This window comes from Nocardia sp. Marseille-Q1738 (assembly GCF_965283145.1).
In genome coordinates, this window is record NZ_CBDIMS010000012.1 from 71,014 (window position 1) to 96,593 (window position 25,580).

Annotated in this window: 24 protein-coding genes; 14 read left to right on the forward strand and 10 right to left on the reverse strand. The window is 68.1% G+C overall.

Features of this window, described 5'->3' with window-relative positions:
- Positions 1 to 182 precede the first annotated feature (182 nt).
- Positions 183 to 497, forward strand: a complete 315-nt coding sequence (gene mihF, locus ACWPXK_RS30840) for an integration host factor, actinobacterial type (protein ID WP_067475971.1) — start codon at positions 183 to 185, stop codon at positions 495 to 497.
- Positions 498 to 651: 154 nt separating this feature from the next.
- On the opposite strand, the gene ACWPXK_RS30845 is transcribed toward mihF, so the two are convergent.
- The 3 genes from ACWPXK_RS30845 to ACWPXK_RS30855 all read right to left on the reverse strand — a co-directional run bounded on the left by ACWPXK_RS30845 (position 652) and on the right by ACWPXK_RS30855 (position 4,409).
- Entirely contained in the window at positions 652 to 1,194 is a 543-nt protein-coding gene (locus ACWPXK_RS30845; protein WP_454199689.1) for a hypothetical protein, read from the reverse strand.
- Positions 1,195 to 1,275: 81 nt separating this feature from the next.
- Positions 1,276 to 2,115 carry a formate dehydrogenase accessory sulfurtransferase FdhD gene (fdhD, locus tag ACWPXK_RS30850; RefSeq protein WP_454199690.1) on the reverse strand — a complete coding sequence of 280 codons (840 nt, stop codon included), beginning with the start codon at positions 2,113 to 2,115 and terminating at the stop codon, positions 1,276 to 1,278.
- Entirely contained in the window at positions 2,112 to 4,409 is a 2,298-nt protein-coding gene (locus ACWPXK_RS30855) for an FdhF/YdeP family oxidoreductase (RefSeq protein ID WP_454199691.1), read from the reverse strand. The genes fdhD and ACWPXK_RS30855 overlap by 4 nt, the downstream gene beginning before the upstream one ends.
- 119 nt (positions 4,410 to 4,528) lie before the next feature.
- On the opposite strand from ACWPXK_RS30855, the gene ACWPXK_RS30860 reads away from it, so the two are divergent.
- Complete coding sequence (locus ACWPXK_RS30860; RefSeq protein WP_454199692.1) at positions 4,529 to 4,885, forward strand: type II toxin-antitoxin system RelE/ParE family toxin; 357 nt, start codon at positions 4,529 to 4,531, stop codon at positions 4,883 to 4,885.
- 18 nt (positions 4,886 to 4,903) lie between these two features.
- Positions 4,904 to 5,188: a helix-turn-helix domain-containing protein gene (locus ACWPXK_RS30865; protein WP_454199693.1), complete on the forward strand. Its 285-nt coding sequence runs from the start codon at positions 4,904 to 4,906 to the stop codon at positions 5,186 to 5,188.
- A gap of 297 nt (positions 5,189 to 5,485) precedes the next feature.
- Here the strand turns inward: ACWPXK_RS30865 and ACWPXK_RS30870 are convergent, their stop codons facing one another.
- Complete coding sequence (locus tag ACWPXK_RS30870; RefSeq protein ID WP_454199694.1) at positions 5,486 to 5,863, reverse strand: hypothetical protein; 378 nt, start codon at positions 5,861 to 5,863, stop codon at positions 5,486 to 5,488.
- Positions 5,864 to 6,390: 527 nt separating this feature from the next.
- Between ACWPXK_RS30870 and ACWPXK_RS30875 the strand changes: the two genes are divergently transcribed.
- The 3 genes from ACWPXK_RS30875 (at position 6,391) to ACWPXK_RS30885 (ending at position 8,391) form a co-directional block, all read left to right on the forward strand.
- Positions 6,391 to 6,912: a DUF6879 family protein gene (locus tag ACWPXK_RS30875; protein ID WP_454199695.1), complete on the forward strand. Its 522-nt coding sequence runs from the start codon at positions 6,391 to 6,393 to the stop codon at positions 6,910 to 6,912.
- Positions 6,909 to 7,745 carry a helix-turn-helix domain-containing protein gene (locus ACWPXK_RS30880; RefSeq protein ID WP_454199696.1) on the forward strand — a complete coding sequence of 279 codons (837 nt, stop codon included), beginning with the start codon at positions 6,909 to 6,911 and terminating at the stop codon, positions 7,743 to 7,745. The genes ACWPXK_RS30875 and ACWPXK_RS30880 overlap by 4 nt, the downstream gene beginning before the upstream one ends.
- Before the next feature lie 139 nt (positions 7,746 to 7,884).
- Positions 7,885 to 8,391, forward strand: a complete 507-nt coding sequence (locus tag ACWPXK_RS30885; protein ID WP_454199697.1) for a DUF6879 family protein — start codon at positions 7,885 to 7,887, stop codon at positions 8,389 to 8,391.
- Positions 8,392 to 8,463: 72 nt separating this feature from the next.
- Here ACWPXK_RS30885 and ACWPXK_RS30890 read toward each other — a convergent pair whose 3' ends face one another.
- Positions 8,464 to 9,630, reverse strand: coding sequence for an FHA domain-containing protein (locus tag ACWPXK_RS30890; protein WP_454199698.1), 1,167 nt, complete (start codon positions 9,628 to 9,630; stop codon positions 8,464 to 8,466).
- A gap of 872 nt (positions 9,631 to 10,502) precedes the next feature.
- Between ACWPXK_RS30890 and ACWPXK_RS30895 the strand changes: the two genes are divergently transcribed.
- The 3 genes from ACWPXK_RS30895 (at position 10,503) to ACWPXK_RS30905 (ending at position 12,876) form a co-directional block, all read left to right on the forward strand.
- On the forward strand, positions 10,503 to 11,477 hold the full coding sequence (locus ACWPXK_RS30895) for a hypothetical protein (protein ID WP_454199699.1): 975 nt from the start codon (positions 10,503 to 10,505) through the stop codon (positions 11,475 to 11,477).
- Positions 11,478 to 11,645: 168 nt separating this feature from the next.
- Positions 11,646 to 12,317: a TetR/AcrR family transcriptional regulator gene (locus ACWPXK_RS30900; RefSeq protein ID WP_454199700.1), complete on the forward strand. Its 672-nt coding sequence runs from the start codon at positions 11,646 to 11,648 to the stop codon at positions 12,315 to 12,317.
- A gap of 40 nt (positions 12,318 to 12,357) precedes the next feature.
- The gene (locus ACWPXK_RS30905) at positions 12,358 to 12,876 is read left to right on the forward strand and encodes a GNAT family N-acetyltransferase (RefSeq protein ID WP_454199701.1); all 519 of its coding nucleotides are present in this window, start codon (positions 12,358 to 12,360) and stop codon (positions 12,874 to 12,876) included.
- A 199-nt stretch (positions 12,877 to 13,075) separates the two neighbouring features.
- Here ACWPXK_RS30905 and ACWPXK_RS30910 read toward each other — a convergent pair whose 3' ends face one another.
- The 3 genes from ACWPXK_RS30910 to ACWPXK_RS30920 form a co-directional block, all read right to left on the reverse strand.
- A complete protein-coding gene (locus tag ACWPXK_RS30910; RefSeq protein WP_454199702.1) occupies positions 13,076 to 13,366 on the reverse strand; it encodes a hypothetical protein in 291 nt (96 codons plus the stop codon).
- A 181-nt stretch (positions 13,367 to 13,547) separates the two neighbouring features.
- Positions 13,548 to 15,098, reverse strand: coding sequence for a glycerol-3-phosphate dehydrogenase/oxidase (locus tag ACWPXK_RS30915; RefSeq protein WP_454199703.1), 1,551 nt, complete (start codon positions 15,096 to 15,098; stop codon positions 13,548 to 13,550).
- A gap of 25 nt (positions 15,099 to 15,123) precedes the next feature.
- The gene (locus ACWPXK_RS30920) at positions 15,124 to 15,750 is read right to left on the reverse strand and encodes a TetR/AcrR family transcriptional regulator (protein ID WP_454199704.1); all 627 of its coding nucleotides are present in this window, start codon (positions 15,748 to 15,750) and stop codon (positions 15,124 to 15,126) included.
- A 239-nt stretch (positions 15,751 to 15,989) separates the two neighbouring features.
- Here ACWPXK_RS30920 and ACWPXK_RS30925 point away from each other — a divergent pair, with 239 nt between their 5' ends.
- Together ACWPXK_RS30925 and ACWPXK_RS30930 are read left to right on the forward strand one after the other, a co-directional pair.
- Positions 15,990 to 17,567 carry an FAD-binding oxidoreductase gene (locus ACWPXK_RS30925; RefSeq protein ID WP_454199796.1) on the forward strand — a complete coding sequence of 526 codons (1,578 nt, stop codon included), beginning with the start codon at positions 15,990 to 15,992 and terminating at the stop codon, positions 17,565 to 17,567.
- Positions 17,564 to 18,520, forward strand: coding sequence for a diacylglycerol kinase (locus ACWPXK_RS30930; protein ID WP_454199705.1), 957 nt, complete (start codon positions 17,564 to 17,566; stop codon positions 18,518 to 18,520). The genes ACWPXK_RS30925 and ACWPXK_RS30930 overlap by 4 nt, the downstream gene beginning before the upstream one ends.
- A gap of 41 nt (positions 18,521 to 18,561) precedes the next feature.
- Here the strand turns inward: ACWPXK_RS30930 and ACWPXK_RS30935 are convergent, their stop codons facing one another.
- Both ACWPXK_RS30935 and ACWPXK_RS30940 read right to left on the reverse strand, forming a co-directional pair.
- A complete protein-coding gene (locus ACWPXK_RS30935) occupies positions 18,562 to 19,239 on the reverse strand; it encodes an AAA family ATPase (protein WP_454199706.1) in 678 nt (225 codons plus the stop codon).
- Positions 19,240 to 19,296: 57 nt separating this feature from the next.
- Positions 19,297 to 19,890, reverse strand: a complete 594-nt coding sequence (locus tag ACWPXK_RS30940) for a helix-turn-helix domain-containing protein (protein ID WP_454199707.1) — start codon at positions 19,888 to 19,890, stop codon at positions 19,297 to 19,299.
- A 91-nt stretch (positions 19,891 to 19,981) separates the two neighbouring features.
- Here ACWPXK_RS30940 and ACWPXK_RS30945 point away from each other — a divergent pair, with 91 nt between their 5' ends.
- The 3 genes from ACWPXK_RS30945 (at position 19,982) to folC (ending at position 25,526) form a co-directional block, all read left to right on the forward strand.
- Positions 19,982 to 20,968, forward strand: a complete 987-nt coding sequence (locus tag ACWPXK_RS30945; protein ID WP_454199708.1) for an NAD(P)/FAD-dependent oxidoreductase — start codon at positions 19,982 to 19,984, stop codon at positions 20,966 to 20,968.
- A gap of 419 nt (positions 20,969 to 21,387) precedes the next feature.
- A complete protein-coding gene (locus ACWPXK_RS30950) occupies positions 21,388 to 24,066 on the forward strand; it encodes a valine--tRNA ligase (RefSeq protein ID WP_454199709.1) in 2,679 nt (892 codons plus the stop codon).
- A gap of 74 nt (positions 24,067 to 24,140) precedes the next feature.
- Positions 24,141 to 25,526, forward strand: a complete 1,386-nt coding sequence (folC, locus tag ACWPXK_RS30955) for a bifunctional tetrahydrofolate synthase/dihydrofolate synthase (protein WP_454199797.1) — start codon at positions 24,141 to 24,143, stop codon at positions 25,524 to 25,526.
- Positions 25,527 to 25,580 lie beyond the last annotated feature (54 nt).

Consider the following 25,580-nt stretch of genomic DNA (forward strand, 5'->3'; position numbering starts at 1 on the left):
CTTTCGTCCGTTTCGCCCGCGGCGCGCGGGCCGGTTACCCGTTCCGACGGCGTGGACCGGGGAAATTCATCGCTATTTCCGCTGCTCGTGCCCCGGTGTGTCGAGCTTGCGCTCCCGGTGCCGTGATGTTTACTCGGTCCGGTCAACCAGAGGTTCGAGTGACGAGTGGAAGCGGAGGAGACATGGCACTGCCTACCATGACCGCAGAGCAGCGCACCGAGGCGTTGGCCAAGGCGGCTGCGGTCCGCAAGGCACGCTCCGAACTGATCGGCAAGGTGAAGGCGGGCAAGGTTTCCGTCGCCGACCTGCTCAAGAAGGCCGACACCGACGAGCTGGTCAAGAAGACCAAGGTGGCTGCCGTGATCAAGGCTCTGCCCGGCGTCGGCCCGGTGAAAGCCGCGAAGCTGATGGACCAGGCGGAGATCCCGGAAGATCGCCGCATCGGCGGCCTCGGCGCGCGTCAGCGTGCGGCGCTGCTCGACGCGCTGAAGGACTGATCGGCGGGAGCCTCGCGGCGACGTGGGATCCGCGGACGCACCGGATCACGCCCGTGGTGATCGCCCACGGGCGTCCCGGACTCGTGAGCGAGCGCTAGCGAGCGGACCGAGGGCAGAGCATTGGCGCACGGCGGAGCCGTGCGCAGTCGTGAGCTCAGCGGGACGCGCGCGGTCTGCGGCGCGGGAAGCGGAAGGTGATCGGCTGCGGGTCCGACAGCGGGAGATCGCCGCGCGGCGGAACGAACACACAGACCAATCCGCCGACGACGAGTAGGAACGCGGCGATCAGGCTGGCGGTGAAGCTGCCCGCGCCCAGCTCGGCGGGCTTGTGCAGGGCGTGGTAGAGGAAATGCGGGATGGCGAAGGTCAGCCAGCCGACGCCCGCGATCCGGGCTGCCGTGGTGCCGTTGACGACGAGCGCCGCGATCGTGACGGCGGTCAGCGCAAGGAAGAACGCCCCCACGTCGCCGGTCAGATGGTGGTTGTAGGGGCCGTCGGCCGCCACCCACTGGACGCCGAAGCCCGGAAAGCTGGTGTACCAGGAGTGCGGCGCCAGGGTGGCCCACAGGCCGACGATAGCGCCCTGCACGGCCAAGATCGCCAGGACGATCCGCGTGACCAGCAGGCGGCGGCGGTATTGCTCGAACCGCATCCGTACGCGCAGGCCCTCGGAGTTCCCCTCAACCGAGATCCGCATCGGCCGCTCCGTTCTCGCCGAACCCGTTCCGGCTCTGTGCAGTCACGGTAAGTCGGACGATCCGTTACAGGCAATAGTGAGTCAGGCCAAGAGGGAGGTTCTGCCGGGTTCGGCGCGGATCCGTTCGGGGGCGCTGTAGACGTTCATGGTGTCGCCGCGCAGGAAACCGACCAGGGTGAGCCCGGCGTCCGCGGCGAGGTCGACCGCGAGCGAACTCGGCGCCGAGACCGCCCCGAGCATCGGGATACCGGCCATGACGGCCTTCTGTACCAGTTCGAACGAGGCGCGCCCGCTCACGATCAGCACGAGATCGTGTGCGGGAATCCGGTTTTCGCGCAGCGCCCAGCCGATCACCTTGTCCACGGCGTTGTGCCTGCCGATGTCCTCGCGGACCGCGAGTGCGGTGCCGTCGGCGGTGAACAGTCCCGCGGCGTGCAGGCCGCCGGTGGCGTCGAACACGGATTGGCGGTCCCGGAGGCTGTCGGGCATGGCGGCCAGCACACGAGTGTCCACCGCTGGGCCGTCGTTCGGTAGCGGGAACCGGGTGCGGGTGCGCACGTCGTCCAAGGCGGTCTTGCCGCACAGGCCGCACGCGCCGGTGGTCGGGAAGGCGCGGGTGGGCACCGGAACCGGCGCGCGCAGGGTGACGTCCAAGACGTTGTAGGTGTTGCGCCCCTGGTCGTCGGTGCCCGCGCAGTAGCGGGCGGCGACGATGTCTTCGGCGGAACCGATCATGGCTTCGCTCAACAGGAATCCGTGCACCAGGTCGATGTCGTTGCCGGGCGTGCGCATGGTGACGGTCAGCGAGTGTCCATCGATGCGGATTTCCAGGGGTTCTTCCACCGCGAGGGTGTCCGGGCGCTGGATTTCGCCGGTGGGGGAGATCCGGCGCATCCGGCGGCGGGCGGTGACCCGGCTCATGGGGTGCTCGGCTCGAAGCGGACGGTGACCGCTTTGGCGACCGGTGTGTTCGACCGCGCCGCGACATGGTCCAGCGGAACCAAGGGGTTGGTCTCGGGGTAGTAGGCGGCGGCGTTGCCGCGTGGGGTGGGGTAGGAGACCAGGCGGAAGCCTTCCACGCGGCGTTCGCTGCCGTCGGTCCACTCGGAGACCACGTCCACCAGGTCGCCGTCGGCGAAGCCGGACGCGGTGATGTCGTCGGGGTGCACGAGCACCACTTTGCGTCCGCCGTGCACGCCGCGGTAGCGGTCGTCGAGGCCGTAGATGGTGGTGTTGTACTGGTCGTGGCTGCGCAGGGTCTGCAAGATCAGCCTGCCCGGTGGCACCGGCAGCCAGGTGAGCTCGTTGACGGCGAAGTTCGCCTTGCCGGTGGCGGTGCGGAATTCGCGGGCATCGCGCGGCGGGTGTGGGAGCTGGAATCCGTTGCGCTGCCGGACTTTCGTGTTGTAGTCCGAGCAGCCGGGCACCACGCGGGACATCGCGTCGCGAATGGCGTCGTAGTCGCGGGCGAACCGCGCCCACGGCACCGGATGGTCCGCGCCGAACAACGCTTGCGCGAGTTCGCAGACGATCGCGACTTCGCTGCGGAGTTGGTCGCTGACCGGCTTCAGCCGCCCGGTGGACAAGTGCACCATCGACATCGAATCTTCCACCGACACTTGCTGTTTCGTGCCGTCTGGGGACAGATCGAGGTCGGTGCGGCCGAGGGTGGGCAGGATCAGAGCGGTGCGGCCGTGCACGACGTGGCTGCGGTTGAGTTTGGTGGAGACCTGCACGGTGAGCGCGCAGCCACGCAGCGCGGCCTCGGTCACCGCGGTGTCGGGGGTGGCGGCGACGAAGTTGCCGCCCATGCCGAGGAAGACTTTCGCGCGGCCGTCGCGCATGGCGCGGATGGCCGCGACCGTGTCGAAGCCGTGCTCACGCGGGCTGGTGATGCCGAATTCGGCGTCGAGGGCGTCGAGGAAGGTGCCGGGCATCTTCTCCCAGATGCCCATGGTGCGGTCGCCCTGGACGTTCGAGTGGCCGCGCACCGGGCAGACGCCCGCGCCCGGTTTGCCGATCATGCCCCGCAGCAGCAGCAAGTTCGTGGCCTCCTCGATCGTGGCCACGGCATGGGTCTGCTGGGTGAGTCCCATCGCCCAGCAGACGATGATGTTCTTCGATCGCGCGAACAGCTCGGCGGTGTGCTCGAGCTCCGTCGTGCTCAGGCCGGTCGCCGCCAGGACGGTGTCGAAATCGACCGCGCGGACGTGCTTTTCGTATTCGGCGTAGCCGGCGCAGTGGGCGTCGACGAAGTCCCGGTCGACCACCGTTCCCGGTGCCCGGTCCTCGGCTTCCAGCAGCAGGCGGCCGAGTGCCTGGAACAGCGCCATGTCTCCGCCGAGGCGGATCTGCAAGAAGTCGTCGGCGATCGGCACGCCGGTGGTGAGGCCCTTGACCGTCTGCGGATCGCGGAAGCCGAGCAGGCCCGTCTCCGGCAGCGGATTCACCGCGACGATCCGGGCGCCGTTGGCTTTCGCACCCGCCAGTGCGCTGAGCATGCGCGGATGGTTGGTGCCCGGGTTCTGGCCCGCGACGATGATCAGGTCCGCCTTTTCGAAGTCATCGATGGAGACCGAGCCCTTGCCGATTCCGATCGAACTCGACAGCGCGGCGCCGGAGGACTCGTGGCACATGTTCGAGCAGTCCGGCAGGTTGTTGGTGCCGTAGCTGCGGACAAGCAGCTGGTAGAGGAACGCGGTCTCGTTGCTGGTGCGGCCGGAGGTGTAGAAGACGGCCTCGTCGGGAGAATCCAGACCGTGCAGCGTGTCGGCGATCAACCGGTAGGCGTCCTCCCAGGCGATCGGCGAATAGTGGGTGTCGCCGGGACGCAGCACCATCGGGTGAGTCAACCGGCCCTGCTGGCCCAGCCAATACCCCGACTTGTCGCGCAGTTCCGCGATCGAGTGCGTCGCGAAGAACTCCTGGCCCACGGTGCGCAGTGTGGCTTCCTCGGCGACCGCCTTCGCCCCGTTCTCGCAGAACTCCGCGGGCCTGCGGTGACCGCTCGGCTCCGGCCAAGCGCAGCCCGGGCAGTCGAACCCGTGCACCTGGTTGACCCGCGCCAGGGTACGAGCGGTCCGGATGACGCCCATCTCCTCGACCGAGCGTCTCAACGCCACGGCCACGGCGGTGACGCCAGCGGCCTCCTCCTTGGGCGGAGTCACGGTCAGCTCGGACTCGTCGATGTCCCGGCCCGGTCCGTTTCGATGCATGCCGCCATTGTCCTCCCGCGCCGTCCGGGCCGGGGCGGGGGCGGAGCTCCATCACACATGTCTGAGTGCGCACCGGCATCACAGCACTGAATATCACATCTGTGTGATAATGTTGATGGGTGCTGTACGAGATCCTCGCGGAACCCGAGGTAGTCGAGTTTCTGTACCGCCTGGACCCTGCCAGCCGTGCGGCGGCAGACCATCGCGCTGGACTTCTCGCCGAACTCGGGCCGCGACTCGGGGAGCCGTACAGTCGCTTCCTTGGCGATGGAGTGCGAGAACTCAGGTTCGTTCTCTCCACCAGTCAACAAGCGCGCATTACCTACTGGTTCCCGGGCGGGCAGGTGATCATCATGCTCACCGCATTTACAAAACAGCGACAGCGGGAATCCGGGGAAGTCGAGCGGGCGAAGCATGCGCGGAAGGTCTGTGAAACGGAGCACGACAGGACTTACCAGCACATCATCACACTGTAGAAAGGAGACCTACGGCCCATGATCTCGCAAGAGGAATTTGACCGTCGTACCGCTGAACAACGAGCAACCCCCGAATACCAGCAGGCATACCGGAATGCTGAGATCGCCTACCGGGTGGGGAAGATGGTGCGAGAAGAACGAGAAGCCAGGGGCTGGACCCAAATCGAGCTAGCCTCACGTTCCGGGCTGAAGCAGCACGCGATCTCGCGCCTCGAGGCCGGGGACGTGGTGCCGACACTCACCACCCTGGAAAAGATCGCGCAAGCGTTCGGTGGGCATGTGCACGTGAACATTGCGGCATAGCAACCCGTACTGATGGCCGCCAGGTTCGGCCAGGTTCTCGGTGCCGTCCTGGAGCCGGTCCGAGCGAGCTGGCGGCAGCGCCTCGCAGTGCTCGTCGACGCCGCGAGCAGGGGTGACGACCAGGCGCGCAGGATCGGCGTTCGTCGCGATGATTCCGGCAAGCCAGAATGGTTGCGGCTAATGGCGTGATGCTTGGGTCGCTCGCGAAGTCGGGACAGGGCCGTCACAACGCGAGGTGGGGCATAACCCGCTGTATCTACATATCGCCGCGTGGCCGCCGAATCGGCCGACAAAGCATCAACGACCGAGGGTCTTGATCCAGGAATCGTGTTCGGCCGGTGAGAACATCCGGCCATCGGTGCAATCGAATGGCCGTCGTGCGTAGGTGTTCTCGGGCCGGACCGTGATCACGTCGACGACTTTCACCAGCTCGGCAGGCACGTCCGCGCCGAAGTGCTGCGGATTGGGCACGATCACGGCATCGACATCGATCCGCCGGACCACGTTCAGAAGTCGGCTCAACGGGCAATCGGTCCTGGGCCCGAACACCACTGTCTTCGCCAGTTCGTACCCGAGTCGCTTGGCGAGGCTGCGGATTTGGATCTCGTCCCAGGTCTGGGACACGCCGGAAACGTCTCGGCGCAGGTACCCGATTGCTGTTGGCCGTGGTCTCATCTGCCCTCCTCATCCGTTGGTGAGCACCCGACGCCGGGGGCGGCTCACCCGGCGTCGCGTGCCTGGTCACACACGCTACGAAGCGTCCACCGGCCCACGCCAGAAGTATGCACAAGGTTGCAGAAATCCCCCTTCCAGCTGACAAAGCCTGCTACGTCGAGGATCATTGAATTTGCACGGGAATACTCGTGCATAGAACTAGACAGGGGGCAACAACATGCGCCTACAGTTCCTCGGCATGGGTGGGTCAGACGTTGGCGGATGTCCGACTCTGTACGCCATCGACCCGCACGGGTACCTCGTGCAAGGCTGGCGAACCGACAAGCTTGGAACAGTCGAGATCCCACACCTGCTACTCGGGTTCGCCGAGCCGGATACGTTTATCGGCGCGACGATGACGGACACCGGGCGAGGGACGTTCACCCTCACCGGACGACCCATCGTCGAGCCAGAGATCCTGGCTCGGCTCGATCTAGCGCCGAACGAGACAGCGATTGAAGTTCCGAGGATCAGGAGGACTTTCTACGGTGCTCTACCTTCAGCATGAGCCGCCGGACTGGGTGACCCTCTTCCGCGGATGCAAGGCCGAAGCATTCCATCTAGAAGTTCGGGACGCATACGCGGTGCCAACCGAGTCCGACCGGTTTCGCCGGTTCCTCGAAGGTGAGCCCCCGTTGCCGGACGAGCACAAGAACCGGTGGGTTGACCTCATACAGGAAACTGTCGGCAGGGGTGTAACAGTGAGCAGGATACGGGTGGTCACCGAGCCACTTACCGACTATCACCGCTGGCTGTTGTCCGTTACCGGTAGCAACGTGGAAGCTGGGGAAGACATACGGTACGTACCTCGGCATATCGCCGGAGAGGTCCCACCAGATGATTGGTGGCTCGTGGACAACGACCGTGTTGTCTACAACTTGGTCAACGAGCACGAGAAGCCAGCGGGCCTAGCGGTTACCACCGATACTCGGATTGTCGAATACTGCCAAGGTGTACGCGAACGGCTCTGGGAGCTGGCGACGCCGTACGCGGAGTACGTCAAACAGTGACCGACAGCGTTCACGACGCTCGGGAAGCTCTCGGGGCACGGCTCCGGGAGCTTCGCCGTACGGCAGGACTCACCGGCAGGAAGCTGGCCGCGCTGTCCGGCTGGCACCAAACCAAGGTGTCGAAGATCGAGTACGGACGGATCAAGCCGTCCGATGACGATATTCGCGCGTATTGCGCCCATACTGGTGCCGAGGACCAACTACCAGACCTTCTGGCGACACGGCACAACATCGAAACGGCCTACCTCGAATGGCGGAAGGTGCTCGGCACCGGGCTGAAGCGCCGACAACAGAAGTCCCTGAAGCTCGAAGCCGAAGCAACATTCATCCGCGATTACCAACCTCAGATCTTCCCCGGTCTTCTGCAGACCGCGGAATACGCCGAAGCCAAGCTGAGGCGCGGCATGGAGTTCCACCAGGTACCCGACGACTTGGACGAAGCCGTGTCGAAGCGGATGGAGCGGCAACGCATCCTCTATCAGCGCGACCACCGGTTTCACTTTCTCATCGCTGAGCAGGCGCTCTACACAACAGTTGGTGGTGACGACGTCATGATCGGCCAGCTCGACAGGCTCGCCTCGATAATAGGCATGCCGCGCGTCGCGCTCGGCATAGTTGCGGCGACGGCTGAAGCGCTGGTGGTGTCAACGAACTTTGTCATGTTCGACAACCGACTCGTCATGGTGGAAGGAACAGCTGCAGAGCTGACCATCACGCAACCGCGCGAGATAGCGGTCTACGGTAGGGCGTTCGAAACGCTTGCCGGACAGTCTGTGACCGGTGATAAAGCCAGGGATTTGATCAGGGCCGCGCTCGACCGGCGGCGTGCATAGTCCCGCAGGACACACTCTTTGGACCTGAGCTGGGTTCGCTGTGCCGACCACGCTATCGGCGCACAGGTAACGGACACCAGGCGCGGTAGTGAAGGCTGAGAGGGATACCACGGTGGAATTTCGGTCGAATGATCGGTGGATGGAGCTGTTCGAAGAAGCGCGAACGTCAGCGTTTCATCTGGAAGTTCGGGACACCTACGCGGAACCGGAGGAGTCCGAACCGTTCCGTCGATTTCTCGATGGCGAACCGGAGCCGGTCGGCGGCTACGACAAGAGCGATTGGCTCGACCTCATTGCGACGTTGACCGCGCGGGGTATCACCATGAGCCGGGTACGGGTGGTCACGGTCCCGCATTCGGACTATCACCGCTGGTTGCTTTCAGTAGCAGGGAGCAGTGTCGAAGCTGGTGAGGATATCCGATATGTCGCAAGGCATCTCGCCGATGAGCTGCCTCCCGATGACTGGTGGTTGTTCGATGGTGCGCGAGTAGCGTTCAACCTCGTTGACCACGCGGGCAAGCCAGCTGAAGCGGCTGTGACCACCGATCCTGGCATTGCTGCTTACTGCCGACGCATGAAAGAACGGCTCTGGACTCTCGCGACTCCGTATGCCGAATACGTTTCCACGGCCAACATCCAGCGGTGACGAGGTCCGTACTCGCAACCGCCAGCACGGCTCGTCCTGGCAGTTGAGGGGCCGTTGCTGCACCGCTGTAGGTCAGGAGTCGTCGCCGCGATAGGTGAGGATTCGTTCGCTGATGCGGACGCGCCAGCCGGGTGGGAGTTCGGTGGGGGAGGTGGTGATGCGGGTCCATTGGTCGGTGTCGGGGGCTGCGATGAAGGTGCCTGAGGTGGCGGCGGCGTCGCGGACGTAGACCTTGCCGTCGTCGACCGAGATATAGGCGTGGACGCGGGAGACGTGGCGGTCGCGCTGGATGACGAGGGGAGCGGCGGTTGCGGCGCGTACCGATTCGTCCACCTGGGGGCCGCGTCCGATGACGTAGGGGCGGTCCAGGGGATAGGCGGTGCCGTCTTCGGTGATCAGTGCGCCGGGGGCGGTTTCGCTCGCGAGGGCAAGCGGGCGCAAGACGCGGGTTCCGCCGTTCTCGGCTGTCTTGCGCAGGACGACGGGCTCGTGCGGGTGGTGCGCCGCGGGCTGCAGCTGGGACCAGGCCAGTGGGCGATCCGCGACCGGCCGGGGTGGCCGCGGTTTGGCCAGCGGGCGTGCCGATCCGGTCGGCCGGGCGGCTGTGGGAGCCGGTGCGACGGCGTCGGACGCGCCGGTCGGTTCGGGCATCGCCGCGAATCCGGCCGCGGCCGTGGGCTCGGGCTCGGCTTGCGCGGAGTGTCCGGCGGTCGTGGACCGCTCGGCGGACTCGGATGGGCGCGGCTCGGCGGCCTTCCCGGCGCGCCGAAGCGCGGCGTTCCAGACGAAGCCGCCGCCGGGGACCACGCCCGTACGCAGATCGGTGCGCGGCAGCGCGCTCAGCGGCTCGCTGGTGCTCGAGCCGATCGTGATGCGGCGCACCGGTTCGCGGAGGATCTCGTCCACCCAGGTGAACGCGCGCCCGCCGTCCAAGCGGCGGAGGCCTTCCGCGCCGTGGATCTCGGCGGTGACCGGTCCGCGCAACAGGATCAGGGTTCCGTCGTCGGTCGGCGCGACCACACCGAACGGCGGCGTCTGCGCCGTGCCGCCGAAGATCACCGCGGCGAGGCGTTTGGCCAGCGCCGCGCCGGGATGTTCGACATCGGCCACGGCCTCGATGGTGCCGAGTATTCGGTCCGTGGAAGCGGTCTCGCCGCCCACGTAGGCGACGACCGCACCGAAGCGGGCGACCAGGCCGTCGCCCGGTGCGATACCCACGGTGGACGGTTTACTGCGCACCCGCGCCCTCCTTCCCGGCGCACTACCGGCATACCTGAGCCAGCATAGAGGGTCGGCGTGAGCCGAACCGGAGAGTTGAAGTCTCGCAGGGTGGGATGCCGAGCCCCGGCGTCCGCTGGTCGAATTCCCTGCTGCCAGCTGCTTTCCGGCCACCGGTGTCAGCGGTGTCGCGACCGCTCTGAACTGGGCATTGTGGTTACAGCCGCACCCTTCCGCCGAGCATGCGCGCCAACCTCTAAATATGATGTACGTCACTGATGTAGCGGGACTCGGCGGGCCCACACTGGCGTTGGCGCGCCTTCGCGTCGCAAAGAAGACACTCCTTTCGTTGTCGTGCGCTGCTGTCGGCGCTCCCGTTTTCGCCACGGTCGGTGTCGATTCTGATGCGCACAGCTAACCTCACCGCCTGGTGTCACTGCTGGTCACTTTCGCGGACGCCGAGGTGGCGGTCCACGCGCGGCAGTGGTGCGCGGCATCCGTCCGTCAGGGCGCAGCGAACGACGGTTCGCGGTGTCATTCGGCCGTGCGATGGCGGGCCGCGAAGGTTCTGCGTGACAACCCGTCGGAACGGGTCGGGCCGACTACCCACGGGCGAGCGGTGTGACTGGCTGGATAACGCACGGCCGCCTTGCCCGGCGACCACGTTGTCGATGGACGGCGGTAGGTAGAACCGACCGAGCAGCAAGAGCCGAAGCTCGCCCGCGCTCCGCATGGGCCGGTGCTCGTCGCTGAGCGGTCGCGCCAGCACCAGTGCGCCAGAGCCATTGGTGGATAAGGTAATTGGCTACCTTCCCACAAATCTGAATGGGGTGCGGCCCAGGGTCTGGTCTCTTAAACTTCGGTTGCATGGGGACTTCGATCATCCGAACACCATGACTCCGCGGCAGCCGAATCCGCGCCCCGGCCCAAGGCCGCAGCGCGGGAAGCCGCTGCGCCATTCCCCTCGGCGACAGCAACGGCAACGCGCAGGAGAGCAGCCTGCCTCGCCTCGGTCGTCCGCAGCGAGCAAATGGTGGAAACGCGCACTCGCCGGGCTGTTTGCGTTCTTCGTGGTCGGCGGCGCGATCGGTGCTTTTGCGAATGAGCAGATCAAGAGTTGGCTCACCAGCGAATCCGAAAAGTACGGCACAGATATCGAAGTCGTCGATATGACTGAGGTCGATGATCCGGCAAGCAACTGGGTGCTGCCCGCCGGGGTCGACCCGACGCCTTACCTCACTCGGCCGCTGACGAACGAGCCGCGCATTGCGTGGATGCGTGAACACGGTGCCGTCGCAGTATCTTCCATGACCTGGGAAGTGACATTTTTGGCCAACCGGACCAGCGCCGTGGAGATCGTGGATATCGTGCCGGTGCTCGTCGAACCGTGTGGGGCCCCGTTGGTGTCCGGATACGGCTTCATGGACGAACACCTCGAAGGAGAAACGGACAAACTCGTTCTGGTTACCGATGTGGCGAGCGAGCATCCGGTGTTCGATCGGACCGGTGTCGACGACAAGGGTGAGCGCGTCGATGTCCTCGACTTCTTCGCGAACAAGCGCATCACCCTGCCGAAAGGGGAGAAGAATACGATCGCGTTCACCACGAGAATCACCGAAGGACACTGCCGGTGGACCTACCGGCTCGACTACATCGCCGAAACCGGCCGGGAATCGATGACCATCACCGCGCCCGGAGGGAAGCCGTTCGAGATGACCCAGGGCGATCTCACCAAAGGCTACGACTGGATCGTGCCGACCGTATCGCTCGCGTGTCTCGGCGTCCCGGATGGTGCGGTGCGACCGAAGCTGAGTGGGTCAGAGGGTCGGGGGCTTATCAGCAACGGCGAATGCTGGACCCCCCGGTAGTCGAACCTGGTGGGCACGTGCGGAGCGCCGCGAAGCTCCGCCCGGGCAGATGGCACGAACGCTGATCGTGTCAAACGGCGTTCGTCTGCGGTTATGCTCGGGCGCAATGAGTGGGCGAACGATCGGAAGCACGGATATGCCGGAGCCGAGCGGCAGTGAGGCGAATGGATGAGCGCGGCAGGCGTCAGCCGCCGGGCGCGCCCGGCCAAAGCTCCGCTGAGTCGCGAGGTGATCGTCGAGACCGGCCTGCGCATCCTGGACCGGGACGGCGCGGCGGCGCTCACCATGCGCCGGGTTGCTCAGGACCTGGATACGGGAGCGGCTTCGCTCTACGTCTACGTCGCCAACCGCGACGATCTGATGGCCGCCATGCTCGACCATGTCCTCGGCACGGTTCCCGAGCCGGTCGGGGCGAGCTGGCGCGAGCGGCTCACCGAGCTCGTCGACGCCACGGTCAGGGCGATGAGCAGGCATGAAGGGTTGGCGCTCGTCGCGCTCGGCACGATTCCGACCAGCCCGAACGCGCTGCGGCTCATGGAGCTGATGCTCCGGTCGCTCACCGAGGCGGGATTGGACGATCGCACCGCGTCCTGGGCGGTGGACCTGCTCTACCTGCACATCACCGCGTCGGCCGCCGAACAGAGCGTGCACGCCACCAGCGGCGGCACCGAGCGCGGCTACCTCGCCGACGTCGAGCGGCGCTTCGCCGAGCTGCCCGCCGACCGGTACCCGACCATCGTCGCGATGCGTGACAGCATGCTGTCCGGTGACGGTGACGCCCGCGCGGCATGGGCGGTCCAGGTGCTGCTCAACGGCATCCTCGCAACCCGGGCCGACTAATTCGCTGGCTCGCGCCGTGCCGCTGGTTCAGACTGACCGGGTGATTCGGCCTGCGACACCCCATGACCTCCCTGCGCTGCAGGACATCGAGCGCGCGGCGGGCAAACCGTTCGCGGAGATCGGCATGACGGCGGTGGCCGCTGACGAACCTCCCTCGCTGGAAACGCTGCGCGGATTCCAGGAAGCCGGACGCGCCTGGGTCTGGTCCGAGGGCGATGCGCCGATCGGCTACCTGGTCGTCGGGGTGATCGACGGAAATGCGCACATAGACCAGGTCTCGGTGCACCCCGATTACGCCGGGCGACGCATCGGTAAGCGCCTCATCGACCGAGCCGCACGCTGGGCCGCCGACGAGGGCCTCCCCGCGCTGACGTTGACGACGTTCACGGAGGTCGTCTGGAACGGCCCGTATTACGAGCGACTGGGCTTCCGCTACCTGTCCGCGGAAGAGGAGACTCCCGGTCTGCGCACATTGCGCGCCGCCGAACGCGCCCACGGCCTCGACCGCTGGCCGCGCGCGTGCATGCGAGCGGAACTGTCCGCGTGGTCGATGGACTGATCCGTGTCACGCAGCGGCTATCGCAAGTCGGTGACCTCAGCTCGCAGTGGCTTTGCCGGCACCCGATGGGCACGTCGTGGACTATCTTGTTCAGCAACGACCGGGCCCTACCGGGCATGCCCGATCTGCCGGGCACATCGCCGTTGTGGAGTCGGTGGCATCGTGAACACAGAATAGGAGTCAGGTCGTTCGTTCGGACTCACACCGTCACATCTACCGATTCGTAGACGCCCTCCAAACTCGTGGATGCCACCACCTCGTCGAGGCGCCGATGGGACTCCGGATGAATCAGCCTCGGCATCGCCTCCTCGAAGTCGCCCATCGACCCGTTGAATCGGACGATCGTGAGTACGCGACGCGTGTTCTGCGGGTCGACGGCAATCTCGACCTGAGCGGGGTAGGGATCACTACCTTCTGGTGCCCACGCTTGCACGAACTGCTCCAATGACACGCCGTCGTGCAGTGTCCTGGCGAAAACCGCGATGATCACATTTATCTCCTTCCGCAACAAAACGAGGACATCTCGAACTTACGGACACACTCCGACAACTTCGCCGCAGTCCGTACCGAGATGGATATCGACACCGGACCCAGCGGTCGCCTCCACCCGCTGCAGCACGGCCGCAGCGGGCGATACGGGCGAGTGGGGGCTGCGGGTTTGGATATGTAGATCAGCTGATGGCGGCGACTGCGGCCGCGGCGGCAGGGGTCGCTGCTGCCCGGTCCTCGGCGACCAGTCCGATTCGTGTGCGTCGGTCCAGCAGGTCGTCGGCGTCGAGCGCGCCCTCGTGTGACACCGAGAACGCGAATTCCGCGGCGAGTACATCGATTCCGGGGGCGACCGGCTCGGAGAGTGCTGGATCATGGCGGGCCGCCGACAGCACGGTGGTCGCCTCGCTGCCGTAGCGGTCGATCAACACCGGCGCGGCGTCGATGCGGTCGCGGGCCGCTCCGGAGACCGCGCCGACCAGGGGAAGCTTGCGGGTGCGGCATGGTCCGGCGGTGAGCCCGCCGTGTGCGACGGCCGCGTCGACGGCGTCTTCGGCCATCTTCCGGTAGGTGGTGAGTTTGCCGCCGACGATCGTGACGACACCGGAGGGGGAGCGTAGTACCGCGTGCTTGCGTGAGATGTCGGCGGTGTTGTCGTCGGCGGTCTGCAACAGCGGACGCAGGCCCGCGTAGGAGCCGCGAACGTCGGTGCGTGTCAAGGGCTCCCGCAGGGCGGGGTTGATGGTGTCGAGCAGGAATTCGATCTCGGGTTCGGTCGGCTTGGGCTCGTCGGGCACCGGTCCGGGCGCGTCCTCGTCGGTCAGGCCGAGGTAGACCCGGCCGTGCGCGGCGGGGAACGCGAAGACGAAACGGCTGGTGCTGCCGGGCACCGGTACGGTCAGCGCGGCGGTGAGGCCGCCGAAGGACGCCGCGTCGAACACCAGGTGGGTGCCCCGGCTCGGGCGCAGCTGGATGCTCGGATCGACCTGGTCGGCCCAGACGCCGGTGGCGTTCACCACGGTGCGTGGCCGCACGGCGAGGGTCTCGCCGGTCCGGGTGTCGCGCAGGGTCGCCGAATCGCCGGTCACATCAAGGGCTTCCGTATACGTGATGACTCGCGCGCCGTGCGCCGCCGCGGTGCGCGCAAGGGCAACGACCAAGCGCGCGTCGTCGACGAGCTGCCCGTCCCAAGCCTGCAAGCCGCCGCGCAGCCCCGCGCGGCGCACGGTCGGCGCCAGCCGCAACGCCTCCGCGGCGGCGACGCGCCGGGAGCGGGGCAGGATCGCCGCCGGGGTTCCCGCGCCGCGCCGCAGCAGGTCACCCGCCAGGAAACCGGCCCGCACCAGCGCGGCGTGGGCCGCGCCGACGCCGGGCAGCAGCGGCACCAGCTGGGGCAGCGGGCGCACCAGGTGTGGCGCCGTGGTGCGCATGAGGATGCCGCGTTCCACCGCGCTCTCGTGCGCGATGCCGACCCGGCCACTGGCCAGGTAGCGCAGCCCGCCGTGCACCAGCTTGGAACTCCAGCGGCTGGTGCCGAAGGCCAGATCGTGGCGTTCCACCAGCACGGTTCGCAGGCCGCGGGCGGCCGCGTCCAGCGCGGCGCCCGCACCGGTGACGCCGCCGCCGATCACCAGCACGTCGATCTCGGCGCCGTCGCCGAGCCGGGACAGGTCCGCGGCGCGGCGGGCGGCGTTCAGCGCGGAGTCTCCAGTGTGCCGAGAGTCCATGGTCATGCCTTTCCGATCCAGCAGGGCGCCGTCATCGCGGCTGCTTTCGGTCGCCGCCGTCGGCGCGGTCGTCGAGATACCCGTCGATCGCGCGACGGAGTTCGGTGTCGAGGTGGTCGCCCGCCAGCAGCGGCGCGACGGTGCCCGCCGATTGCACCGCCGACTGGGCGATCAGCAGCAGCATTGTCGCCATCCGTTCCGGGTCACCATCGCGGATCGAGCCATCCTGCTGGCCTTCCCGGATGCCCGCCGCGAACAGCTCGATCAGCGCGCGCTGGTTGCGGCCGAGCCGCCCGAACACGTACGTGAGCATGAGATCGGTGTCGGTGCGGAAGATCTTGCCGAACAGCGGGTTCGACCGGACCGTCGCCGCGCCCGCGACCACGCCTTCGACCAGCCTGGTGCGAGCGCTGCCCGCGGAGGGCATGGTCGCCGCGACGATCCCGCGCAGCTCGCGCACCAGCAGCTCGGCCACCAGCGCGCCGGTATCCGGCCAGCGGCGGTAGACGGTCGGCCTGCTGACACCCGCCCGCCGCGCCACCTCGGTGAGCGTGGTGCGGCGCACGCCGAACTCCTGCACGCAGGCGCGGGCCGCGTCCAAGATCGCGAGGTCGGTCGCCGAGAGCGCGTTCTCGGCGGAGTCGTCGGGAGCGGTCAAGGTCACCACCGGGGGTCGATTCGTCGGTGGGAGCCACCGAACAGGGTGAATAAGCCGAATGTTCGTTACTGCTTGACAGTCTATGTCAAACTGTAACGCATGGAGGAGCGAGCGACCAATGGACACAGCCGCCGGCGCGGTATTCCGGAGCCGAGCGCCGGCGAGGTGCAGGCATGACGCGGCAGCACACCGCGGGGGCTGTCGCGACAAGGACCGGCGTGAGTGGGTCCGCGCCGAGTATGGTCTGGGATGCCTGGGGAGTTCCGGCTGGACACCGGCAACTTCCGGAGCGAATCCGCACCCTGCTCATGCAGGTCTTCGGGATCTCCGGCAATCCGGTGGCGCGCCGCGATGAGGGCGACGTGCCACTGCGCGAATCGGCGTTGACGCCCGCGCGGCGAGCCGGATTGGCCGAGGTGGTCGGCACCGGCAACGTGTCCGCCGACCACCGCGACCGTTTGCGGCACGCCGGTGGCAAGAGCACGCCCGATCTGCTGCGCCGCCGCGCCGAAGGTCGGCAGGACGCGCCCGATGCCGTCGTCTTCCCCGCCGATCACGACCAGGTGCTCGCCGTGCTCGCCTACTGCGCGGAGCACGCCGTCGCGGTGGTTCCGTTCGGCGGCGGCACCAGCGTGGTCGGCGGCGTCGACCCCGTCCGTGGCCGCTTCGACGCCGTGATCGCACTGGACCTGCGCAGACTCGATCGCGTGACCGGCATCGACCCGATCAGCGGCACCGCGACACTCGGCGCGGGACTCACCGGTCCGCGGGCGGAGGAACTGCTCGCCGAACACGGCCTCTCGGTCGGCCACTTCCCGCAGAGCTTCGAGTTCGCCACGATCGGCGGCTTCGCGGCGACGCGGTCGTCCGGACAGGCGTCCGCGGGCTACGGCCGCTTCGACGACATGGTGCAGCGGCTGAAGATCGCCACGCCCAGCGGCACGCTCGAACTCGGTCGCGCCCCGGCCTCGGCCGCCGGACCGGATCTGCGCGAACTGTTCGCCGGTTCGGAGGGAACGCTCGGCGTCATCACCGAGGTCACTCTGCGGGTACACCCGGTCCCGGAAACCGTTGCCTACCAAGCATGGTCGTTTCCCGACTTCGAAACCGGTGCGGCCGCGTTGCGTTCGGTGGTGCAGGCGGGCGCGGCGCCGACCGTGCTGCGGCTGTCGGACGAGGCGGAGACCGGGATAAACCTGGCCCGCTCCGGTGATATCGGCGGTAGTCAGGTCGCGGGCTGCTTGGCCATCACCACCTTCGAGGGCAGCGCGGCGCATGTCGCGGCGCGCAGCGCGGAGGCGGGCGAGCTGCTTGCCGCCGCGGGCGGCACACCGCTGGGCGAGAACCCAGCGCGGGAGTGGGAACACGGTCGATTCGCCGCGCCTTACCTGCGCGACGCGCTCCTGGACGTCGGCGTGCTGTGCGAGACCATGGAGACCGCGACCACGTGGTCGAACCTGGCGGCGCTGAAGGCGGCGGTGACCGCGGCGCTGACCGGCGCGCTGGGCGAGCAAGGGACGCCCGCACTGGTCATGTGCCACATCTCGCACACCTATCCGACCGGCGCTTCGCTGTACTTCACCGTCGTCGCCAAACAGCTGGACGACCCGCTCGGCCAGTGGCTGGCCGCCAAACGCGCGGCGGGCGACGCCATCGTCGCGGCGGGTGGCACCATCACCCACCATCACGCGGTCGGCACCGATCACCGTCCGTGGCTGCCGGACGAGGTCGGCGATCTCGGCGTGCGCGTCCTGCGCGCGGTGAAGGCCGAACTGGACCCGGAGGGCATCCTGAATCCCGGAAAGCTGGTGCCGTGACCGAGCATTCGCCCGTGCGGGCAGTCACCGTGGTGACCAATCCGCGGTCCGGGCACGGCAAGGGGGGCGACGCCGCGAGCGCCGCGATCGCCCGGTTCCGTGCCGGCGGCGTCGAGGTGACCGAAGTGTGCGGCGCGTCGGCCGGCGAATCCGTTCGGCAGGTTCGGGATTCCATCGCGGGCGTCAGCGGCGCGAAGCCCGACGCGGTGGTCTGCATCGGCGGCGACGGGCTGATCAACGTGACCCTCGCGGCCGTCGCGGAGACCGGCGTCGCGCTCGGCATGATTCCCGCGGGTACCGGCAACGATCTGGCCAGAGAACTCGGCGTGCCGACCGACGACCCGATCGCCGCGGCCGATGTCGTATTGCGCGGGCGGACCCGGACCATCGATCTGGGTCGGATCGAGTCCACCGGTTCAACCGCGCCGATGTGGTTCGCCACCGTGACGGGCACCGGATTCGACGCGCGAGTCACCTTGCGCGCCAATAACATGCGCTGGCCGAAAGGCAGGCTGCGCTACACCGTCGCGGCGCTGGCCGAGATATCCGGACGTTTCACCGTGCCCTACCGCGTCGAGCTGACCGGCGCGGTGACCGACGGACTGACCAATCCCGGCGCGGGCTCGCTGCTGGAAACCGAGGCGGTCATGGTCGCGGTCGGCAACACTCGCACCTACGGCGGCGGCATGTTGATCTGCCCGGACGCACTCATGGACGACGGACTGCTCGACCTGACCGTGGTCGGCGCGCTGTCGCGCGGGGAGATGCTGCGCCTGCTGCCCGCGCTGTCGGCGGGCAAGCGCCAGAACCATCCAGAGGTGAAGCAGTACCGTGCCGCGGCCGTCACGCTCAGCGCGCCGGGCGCGCCCGCGACGGCCGACGGCGAACCGGCCGGCACCCTGCCGATCACCATCCGTGCGGTCCCCGCGGCGCTCACCGTTCTGGTTCCCTGACGGCGACAAGCGAGTTGGATGGTCAGGGCGTACCTCCGCCTTCAAGAGGCGAAGACCACGCGACGGATCCGGTCGACCGCCGCGCGGTCGACGATGACCACCGAACGCGATGCGCCGGTGGTCGTATCGTGCTCGGTCGCGATCTCGCGCATCAGCTGACGCCAGCGCCGCACGTGGATCGAAAAGGCCACGCGATTGATCCGGCGCCCGCGGGCGTACTGGCCTGCCCGCGCCACGGTGGCGGGCACGTCGAGCATGAGCAGGTGCAGTTCGCGGCCGTAGCCCGCTGCCCAGCGCGCGATCAGCGTGCGTGTCCAGCGGAAGGTCGCGCAATCGTGGATCACGACCGGACCGGTGCTGTCGCGTAACGCCGTGCGGATCGCACGGAAGTGCGCGATATGCACCACCGGGCGCCACAGCAGATAGGGCAGCCACCACAGCTTGGGCCGCAAGCGGTTCCGCGCCTGCATCGAGTCGAGCACCAGCGCGCCATCGGGGCCGTGCGAGGGCGCAACGGCATCGGACTCGGCGCTGAAGAACTTGCGCAGCGCGGTGCTCTTGCCCGCACCGGGCACGCCCGCGATGATCAGGGCCGCCGACGCCGGGTACCGCAACTCCTCGATGGCGTGTCCCCGCAGATCGTGCAGCGTGTCCGGGGACAGGATCGGCAGCCGAGGTTCGGGGGCGTGCGTCGGCAGGGCTTCGAGCGGGGGGTTCACCCCTCCCAGCGTCCCCAGCCGAGACCCGTTCGGCAACCGGGAAAACCCTGGTTTTTCTTACGCGCGTTTCCGCCCCGCCGAGCGTGCGCGAAGGTGCATTCGTTCGCCCTGGGAGCCGAAAAGGCTGAGGATTTCCACCGGGCCGCGGCCCGCGCTGCCGAACCAATGCGGTTGGCGGGTGTCGAATTCCGCCGCCTCCCCCGGCCCGAGCACCAGATCGTGCTCGCCGAGCACCAGCCGGAGCCGTCCGGACAGCACGTAGAGCCACTCGAAACCCTCGTGCACCTTCGGGTCCGGCTCGCCGCGATCGGGTGGAATGATGATCTTGAACGCCTGCAGCGGCCCCGGCTGCCGAGTGAGCGGAACGATGGTGATTCCATTCATCTTTCGCGCCGTGGTGTGCACCCTCGGGTCGGCGATCTTCGGCGCGGCCACCAGTTCGTCCAAGGGCACCTGGTGGGCCATCGCGATGGGTAACAGCAGCTCCAAACTGGCTTTGCGCTGGCCGGACTCCAATCGCGACAGCGTGCTCTTGGAGATCCCGGTGCTTTCCGCGAGCGCGGTCAGCGTGACGTTGCGGCGGGTGCGCAGGGCCTTGAGCCGCGGGCCGATGTCGGCCAGCGCTTGGGTGACGGCCGGTTGCGTGGACATGTCACCAGTGCACCGCAATTTCCCGGAATCGGCAACATTAGTTGCCGAACAAGTGAAGGGGACGGCAACCTGCCGGTGGAGGTGATCGCGGATGAGCGAGCGAGGAATGGACACAGCTGAGCACTCTCATGCCGGAGCCGAGCGAGGCGAAGGCGTGCGGGGGACATACGACGTGGTGATCGTGGGTGGCGGCGCGGCGGGACTGTCCGCGGCGCTGGTCCTGGCCAGGGCGCGGCGACGCGTCGCGGTGGTCGACGGCGGCGCGCCGCGCAACGCGCCCGCCGAGCACATGCACGGGTTCCTGTCCCGCGATGGGATGCCGCCCGCCGATCTGCTCGCGACCGGCGTCGCGGAGGTCACGAGCTATGGCGGGGAAGTGATCGATGACGTCGTCATCGACGCGTGCGGATCCGCGGACGACTACACCCTGCGGCTCGGCCGCGGCGGGTCGTTGCGGGCACGCCGCGTCTTGGTCGCCACCGGGCTGCGGGACGAACTGCCGGACCTGCCCGGCGTGCGCGAGCGTTGGGGCCGCGACGTGCTGCACTGCCCCTACTGCCACGGCTACGAGGTCCGTGACCAGCCGATCGGCGTGCTCGGCGGCCGGGAACCGGGCGCGGTGGCGCGCGCGGTGCACCTGGCGCTGCTGCTGCCGCAGTGGTCGGAGGATGTGCTCTTCTTTCCACACACGATGGCCCTGTCGGACGTCGACCGCGCTCACCTGGACGCGCGCGGGGTTCGCGTGCTCGAGGGTGAGGTCGCCCGGTTCGTCGTGGACGACACACTGCGCGGGGTGGAACTGTCCGACGGGCGGACGGTGCCGCGGAGGGCGATGTTCGTCGCCCCGGCCTTCCGCGCCCACGACGCCGTGCTCGTCGCGCTGGGCTGCGCGTTCGACGACAGCGGCTGGGTGGTCACCGACCCGGCCGGGCGCACCAGCGTTCCTGGTGTCTGGGCCGCGGGCAACGTCGCCAACCCGGGAGCCCAGGTGATCTCGGCGGCCGGTGCGGGCTCCACCGCCGCGATCGCGATCAACGGAGATCTGGTGCTGGCGGACGCCACCGCGCTCGCGCGATAAGCGGCTGCCTCGCCTTCGCTCGGCCCGGCGCGGGCTGTTGACGGACTCCGTCCGGCTGCGTCTTTTCAGGGGAACATCCGGGGTACAAAATGCCGGAAGCTGAGAATTACTTATGGATTCCGGGTCCGGTCTCGGATCGCCGGTAAGCTACTGGCATAGGCGGAGTGTTCGGTGTCCCTCATCCACCGAAGACTCCGCCTTATTTTGTCTTCAGCCCGGAATGCCGCACCTTCCATCCGTAGGAGAAGGCTCCGACGCGGTCGCGTCGCCGGCGGCCGGCCATGGGCGCAGGTCTACCCGAGATCCGATGCCTGCTGTCGATCGGCGTGCCGGGCGGATCCGCGCCGGATTCGGCGGACCCGTGCCGGGCGGGTCGACCGACCCGAAGTGGACGGATCGACGCGCTCTAGAATCGCGGGGTGACCAGCGCAGCCCCTGACAACACGCGTAATCGTGCCGATGCCCTCCCCAAGAGCTGGACCCCCAGCGACGTAGAGGCCGAGATGTACGAGCGCTGGGTAGCGGCTGGCTATTTCACCGCGGACCCCGCCAGCGGTAAGCCCCCGTACTCGATCGTGCTGCCGCCGCCGAACGTCACCGGCACGCTGCACATGGGCCACGCGCTCGACCACACCCTGATGGACACGCTGTCGCGCCGCAAGCGCATGCAGGGTTACGAGGTGCTCTGGTTGCCCGGCATGGACCACGCGGGCATCGCCACCCAGACCGTGGTGGAAAAGCAGCTCGCGGTGGACGGCAAGACGAAGGAACACTTCGGCCGCGAACTGTTCGTCCAGAAGGTGTGGGACTGGAAGCGCGAGTCCGGCGGCGCCATCCAATGGCAGATGCGCGCGCTCGGCGACGGCGTCGACTGGAGCCGGGACCGCTTCACCATGGACGAGGGCCTGTCCCGTGCCGTGCAGACCATGTTCAAGCGGCTCTACGACGCGGGCCTGATCTATCGTGCCGAGCGGCTGGTGAACTGGTCGCCGGAACTGCGTACCGCGATCTCGGACATCGAGGTCAAGTACGACGACGTGCAAGGTGAGCTGGTCTCGCTGCGCTACGGCTCGCTCAGCGACGACGAGCCGCACGTCGTCGTGGCCACCACCCGGGTGGAGACCATGCTCGGCGACACCGCCGTGGCCGTGCACCCCGAGGACCCGCGCTACCGGGATCTGATCGGCACCACCCTGGAACATCCGATCACCGGGCGCCGGATCCCGATCATCGCCGACGACTACGTCGATCCCGAATTCGGTTCGGGTGCGGTGAAGATCACACCCGCGCACGACCCCAACGACTTCGAGATGGGTCTGCGGCACGGCCTGCCGATGCCGACCATCATGGACGAGCGCGGCCGGATCACCGGCACCGGAACCGAATTCGACGGCATGGATCGTTTCGAGGCGCGAGTCAAGGTGCGCGAGCGGCTCGCCGAGGAAGGCCGCGTCGTCGCGGAGAAACGGCCGTACCTGCACAGCGTCGGGCACTCCGAGCGCACCGGCGAGCCGATCGAGCCGCGCCTGTCCATGCAGTGGTGGGTCAAGGTGGATTCGCTGGCCAAGGCCGCGGGTGACGCGGTCCGCAGCGGCGACACCGTGATCCATCCGAAGAGCCAGGAACCGCGCTGGTTCGGCTGGGTCGACGACATGCACGACTGGTGTATCTCGCGTCAGCTGTGGTGGGGCCACCGCATCCCGATCTGGTACGGCCCCGAGGGCGAAGTGGTGTGCGTCGGCCCCGACGAACAGGCGCCCGAGGGCTGGGTGCAGGACCCGGACGTGCTCGACACCTGGTTCTCCTCCGGGCTGTGGCCGTTCTCCACCATGGGTTGGCCGCACGCCACCGCCGAACTCGAGAAGTTCTATCCCACCAGCGTTCTCGTCACCGGCTACGACATCCTGTTCTTCTGGGTGGCGCGGATGATGATGTTCGGCACCTACGTCGCCGAGGACGCCGTGCTGACCACGGGCAAGGGCGGCGAGCGCCAGGTGCCGTTCAAGGACGTGTTCCTGCACGGCCTGATCCGCGACCAGTTCGGCAAGAAGATGTCCAAGTCGCGTGGCAACGGCATCGACCCGCTGGACTGGATCAACGCCTTCGGCGCCGACGCCACCCGCTTCACCCTGGCGCGCGGCGCGCAGCCCGGCGGCGACCTCTCGGTCGGCGAGCCGCACGTGCTCGCCTCGCGCAGCTTCGTGACCAAGCTGTTCAACGCCGCCAAGTTCGCGCTGATGAACGGCGCGCGAGTCGGCGACCTGCCCGACCGCGCACAGCTCACCGATGCCGACCGGTGGATCCTGGACCGGCTGGACGAGGTGCGCGCGGACGTGGATGCGGCGTTCGACGCCTACGAGTTCGGCAAGGCGTGCGAGGCGCTCTACCACTTCGCCTGGGACGAACTGTGCGACTGGTACCTGGAATTGGCCAAGGTGCAGTTCGCCGCCGAGGGCGCACGCGCCGAGGCGACCCAGTTGGTGCTCGGCGCGGTGCTGGACGCGGTGCTGCGCCTGCTGCATCCGGTCATCCCGTTCGTCACCGAGGCGCTGTGGCAGGCGGTGACCGGTGGCGAGTCGGTGGTGATCGCGCCGTGGCCGCAGGCCTCCGGTGTGCCCGCGGATCAGGCCGCGGCGCAACGCATCGCGGATACCCAGCGGTTGATCACGGAGATCCGGCGGTTCCGCAGCGACCAGGGCCTGGCCGACAAGCAGAAGGTGGCGGCCAAGCTGATCGGCGTGGACGCCGCGGGGCTCGGTGAGCTCGCCCCGTCGGTGGCGAACCTGGCCAGGCTCACCGAGCCCGGCGCGGATTTCGCCGCCACCGCCTCGGTGGAGGTGCGGCTGAGCACGGCGACGGTGACCGTCGAGCTGGACACCTCCGGCGCGATCGACCTGGACGCCGAACGCCGCCGCCTGGAAAAGGACCTCGCCGCCGCGCAGAAGGAACTCCAGGGCACCGCCGCCAAGCTCGGCAACGAGGCGTTCCTGGCCAAGGCGCCCGAGCACGTCGTCGACAAGATCAAGAACCGGCAGCAGATCGCGTCCGCCGAAGTGGCGCGCATCGAGTCCCGCCTGGCGGAGTTGAGCGGCAAGTGAACCACGAGCCGGAACCGCAGTACGGCGACGACGAGCGCCGTGGCGGCGCGCGGCTCGGCGCCGGGCCGTCCCCGGTGGAACTGGCCGAGATGGCGCTGGTCGAGGCGGAACTCGACCAGCGCTGGCCGGAGACCAAGATCGAGCCGTCGCTCGCCAGAATCGCCACGCTGATGGACCTGCTCGGCTCGCCGCAGCAGAGCTATCCGGCGATCCACGTCGCGGGCACCAACGGCAAGACCTCGGTGACCAGGATGATCGACGCGCTGCTCACCGCCTTGCACCGGCGCACCGGCCGGATCACCAGCCCGCACCTGCAGCTGGCGACCGAGCGGATCAGCATCGACAACGCGCCGATCTCGCCGGCGAAGTACGTGGAGACCTACCGGGAACTGCTGCCGTTCGTCGAGATGATCGACAAGCAGTCGGCGGCCGCGGGCGGGCCGGCGATGAGCAAGTTCGAGGTGCTCACCGGCATGGCGTTCGCCGCCTTCGCCGAAGCACCGGTCGATGTCGCGGTCGTGGAGACCGGCATGGGCGGCGCCTGGGACGCCACCAACGTGATCGACGGGCAGGTCGCGGTGATCACGCCGATCGGCTTGGACCACACCGAATATCTCGGCCCGGATCTGGCCTCCATCGCGAAGGAGAAGGCCGGGATCATCAAACGCGCCCCGGACAGCCTGGTGCCGCGCGACAACGTCGTGGTGATCGCGCAGCAGGAGCCGGAGGCGATGGAGGCGCTGCTGCGCCGCGCCGTCGAGATGGATGCCGCGGTCGCGCGCGAAGGCGCCGAGTTCCGTGTCCTCGCCCGCCAGATCGCGGTCGGCGGGCAGCAACTCGAGTTGCAGGGCCTCGGCGGGGTGTACGACGAGATCTTCCTGCCGCTGCACGGCGAGCACCAGGCACGCAACGCGGTGCTCGCCCTCGCGGCGGTGGAGGCGTTCTTCGGTGCGGGCGCGCAGCGTCAGCTCGACGTCGACGCCGTGCGCGCCGGTTTCGCGAGCGTGACCAGCCCGGGCCGGCTCGAGCGTGTCCGCAATGCGCCGACCATCTTCATCGACGCCGCGCACAACCCGGCTGGCGCTCGGGCGCTGGCCGCGACGCTCACCGACGAGTTCGACTTCCGCAAGCTGGTCGGCGTGATCGCGGTGCTCGGCGACAAGGACGCCGCCGGCATCCTCGCCGCGCTGGAGCCGGTGTTCGACGAGATCGTTGTCACCACCAACGGCTCGCCGCGCGCGCTGGACGTAGAGACCCTGGCGGATCTCGCGGTACAGCGTTTCGGCGACGAGCGGGTGGTCACCGCGACCACGCTGCCGGACGCGCTGGAGACCGCGATCGCCATGGCCGAGGACGTCGGCGAACAGGGCGAGATGGTGTCCGGCGCGGGCGTCGTCGTCACCGGCTCGGTGGTGACCGCGGGCGCGACCCGCGCGCTGTTCGGAAAGGACCCGGCATGAGTGAGCGCAGGCGGCAGCGGAGCGTGACGCAAGGCCCCGATCATGCCGAAAGGG

Coding starts and splice junctions, on each gene's coding strand:
- mihF (WP_067475971.1), top strand. CDS start 183: ATGGCACTGCCTACCATGACCGCAGAGCAGCGCACCGAGGCGTTGGCC.
- ACWPXK_RS30845 (WP_454199689.1), bottom strand. CDS start 1,194: ATGCGGATCTCGGTTGAGGGGAACTCCGAGGGCCTGCGCGTACGGATG.
- fdhD (WP_454199690.1), bottom strand. CDS start 2,115: ATGAGCCGGGTCACCGCCCGCCGCCGGATGCGCCGGATCTCCCCCACC.
- ACWPXK_RS30855 (WP_454199691.1), bottom strand. CDS start 4,409: ATGCATCGAAACGGACCGGGCCGGGACATCGACGAGTCCGAGCTGACC.
- ACWPXK_RS30865 (WP_454199693.1), top strand. CDS start 4,904: ATGATCTCGCAAGAGGAATTTGACCGTCGTACCGCTGAACAACGAGCA.
- ACWPXK_RS30870 (WP_454199694.1), bottom strand. CDS start 5,863: ATGAGACCACGGCCAACAGCAATCGGGTACCTGCGCCGAGACGTTTCC.
- ACWPXK_RS30885 (WP_454199697.1), top strand. CDS start 7,885: ATGGAGCTGTTCGAAGAAGCGCGAACGTCAGCGTTTCATCTGGAAGTT.
- ACWPXK_RS30895 (WP_454199699.1), top strand. CDS start 10,503: ATGACTCCGCGGCAGCCGAATCCGCGCCCCGGCCCAAGGCCGCAGCGC.
- ACWPXK_RS30900 (WP_454199700.1), top strand. CDS start 11,646: ATGAGCGCGGCAGGCGTCAGCCGCCGGGCGCGCCCGGCCAAAGCTCCG.
- ACWPXK_RS30915 (WP_454199703.1), bottom strand. CDS start 15,098: ATGACCATGGACTCTCGGCACACTGGAGACTCCGCGCTGAACGCCGCC.
- ACWPXK_RS30925 (WP_454199796.1), top strand. CDS start 15,990: ATGGTCTGGGATGCCTGGGGAGTTCCGGCTGGACACCGGCAACTTCCG.
- ACWPXK_RS30940 (WP_454199707.1), bottom strand. CDS start 19,890: ATGTCCACGCAACCGGCCGTCACCCAAGCGCTGGCCGACATCGGCCCG.
- ACWPXK_RS30945 (WP_454199708.1), top strand. CDS start 19,982: ATGAGCGAGCGAGGAATGGACACAGCTGAGCACTCTCATGCCGGAGCC.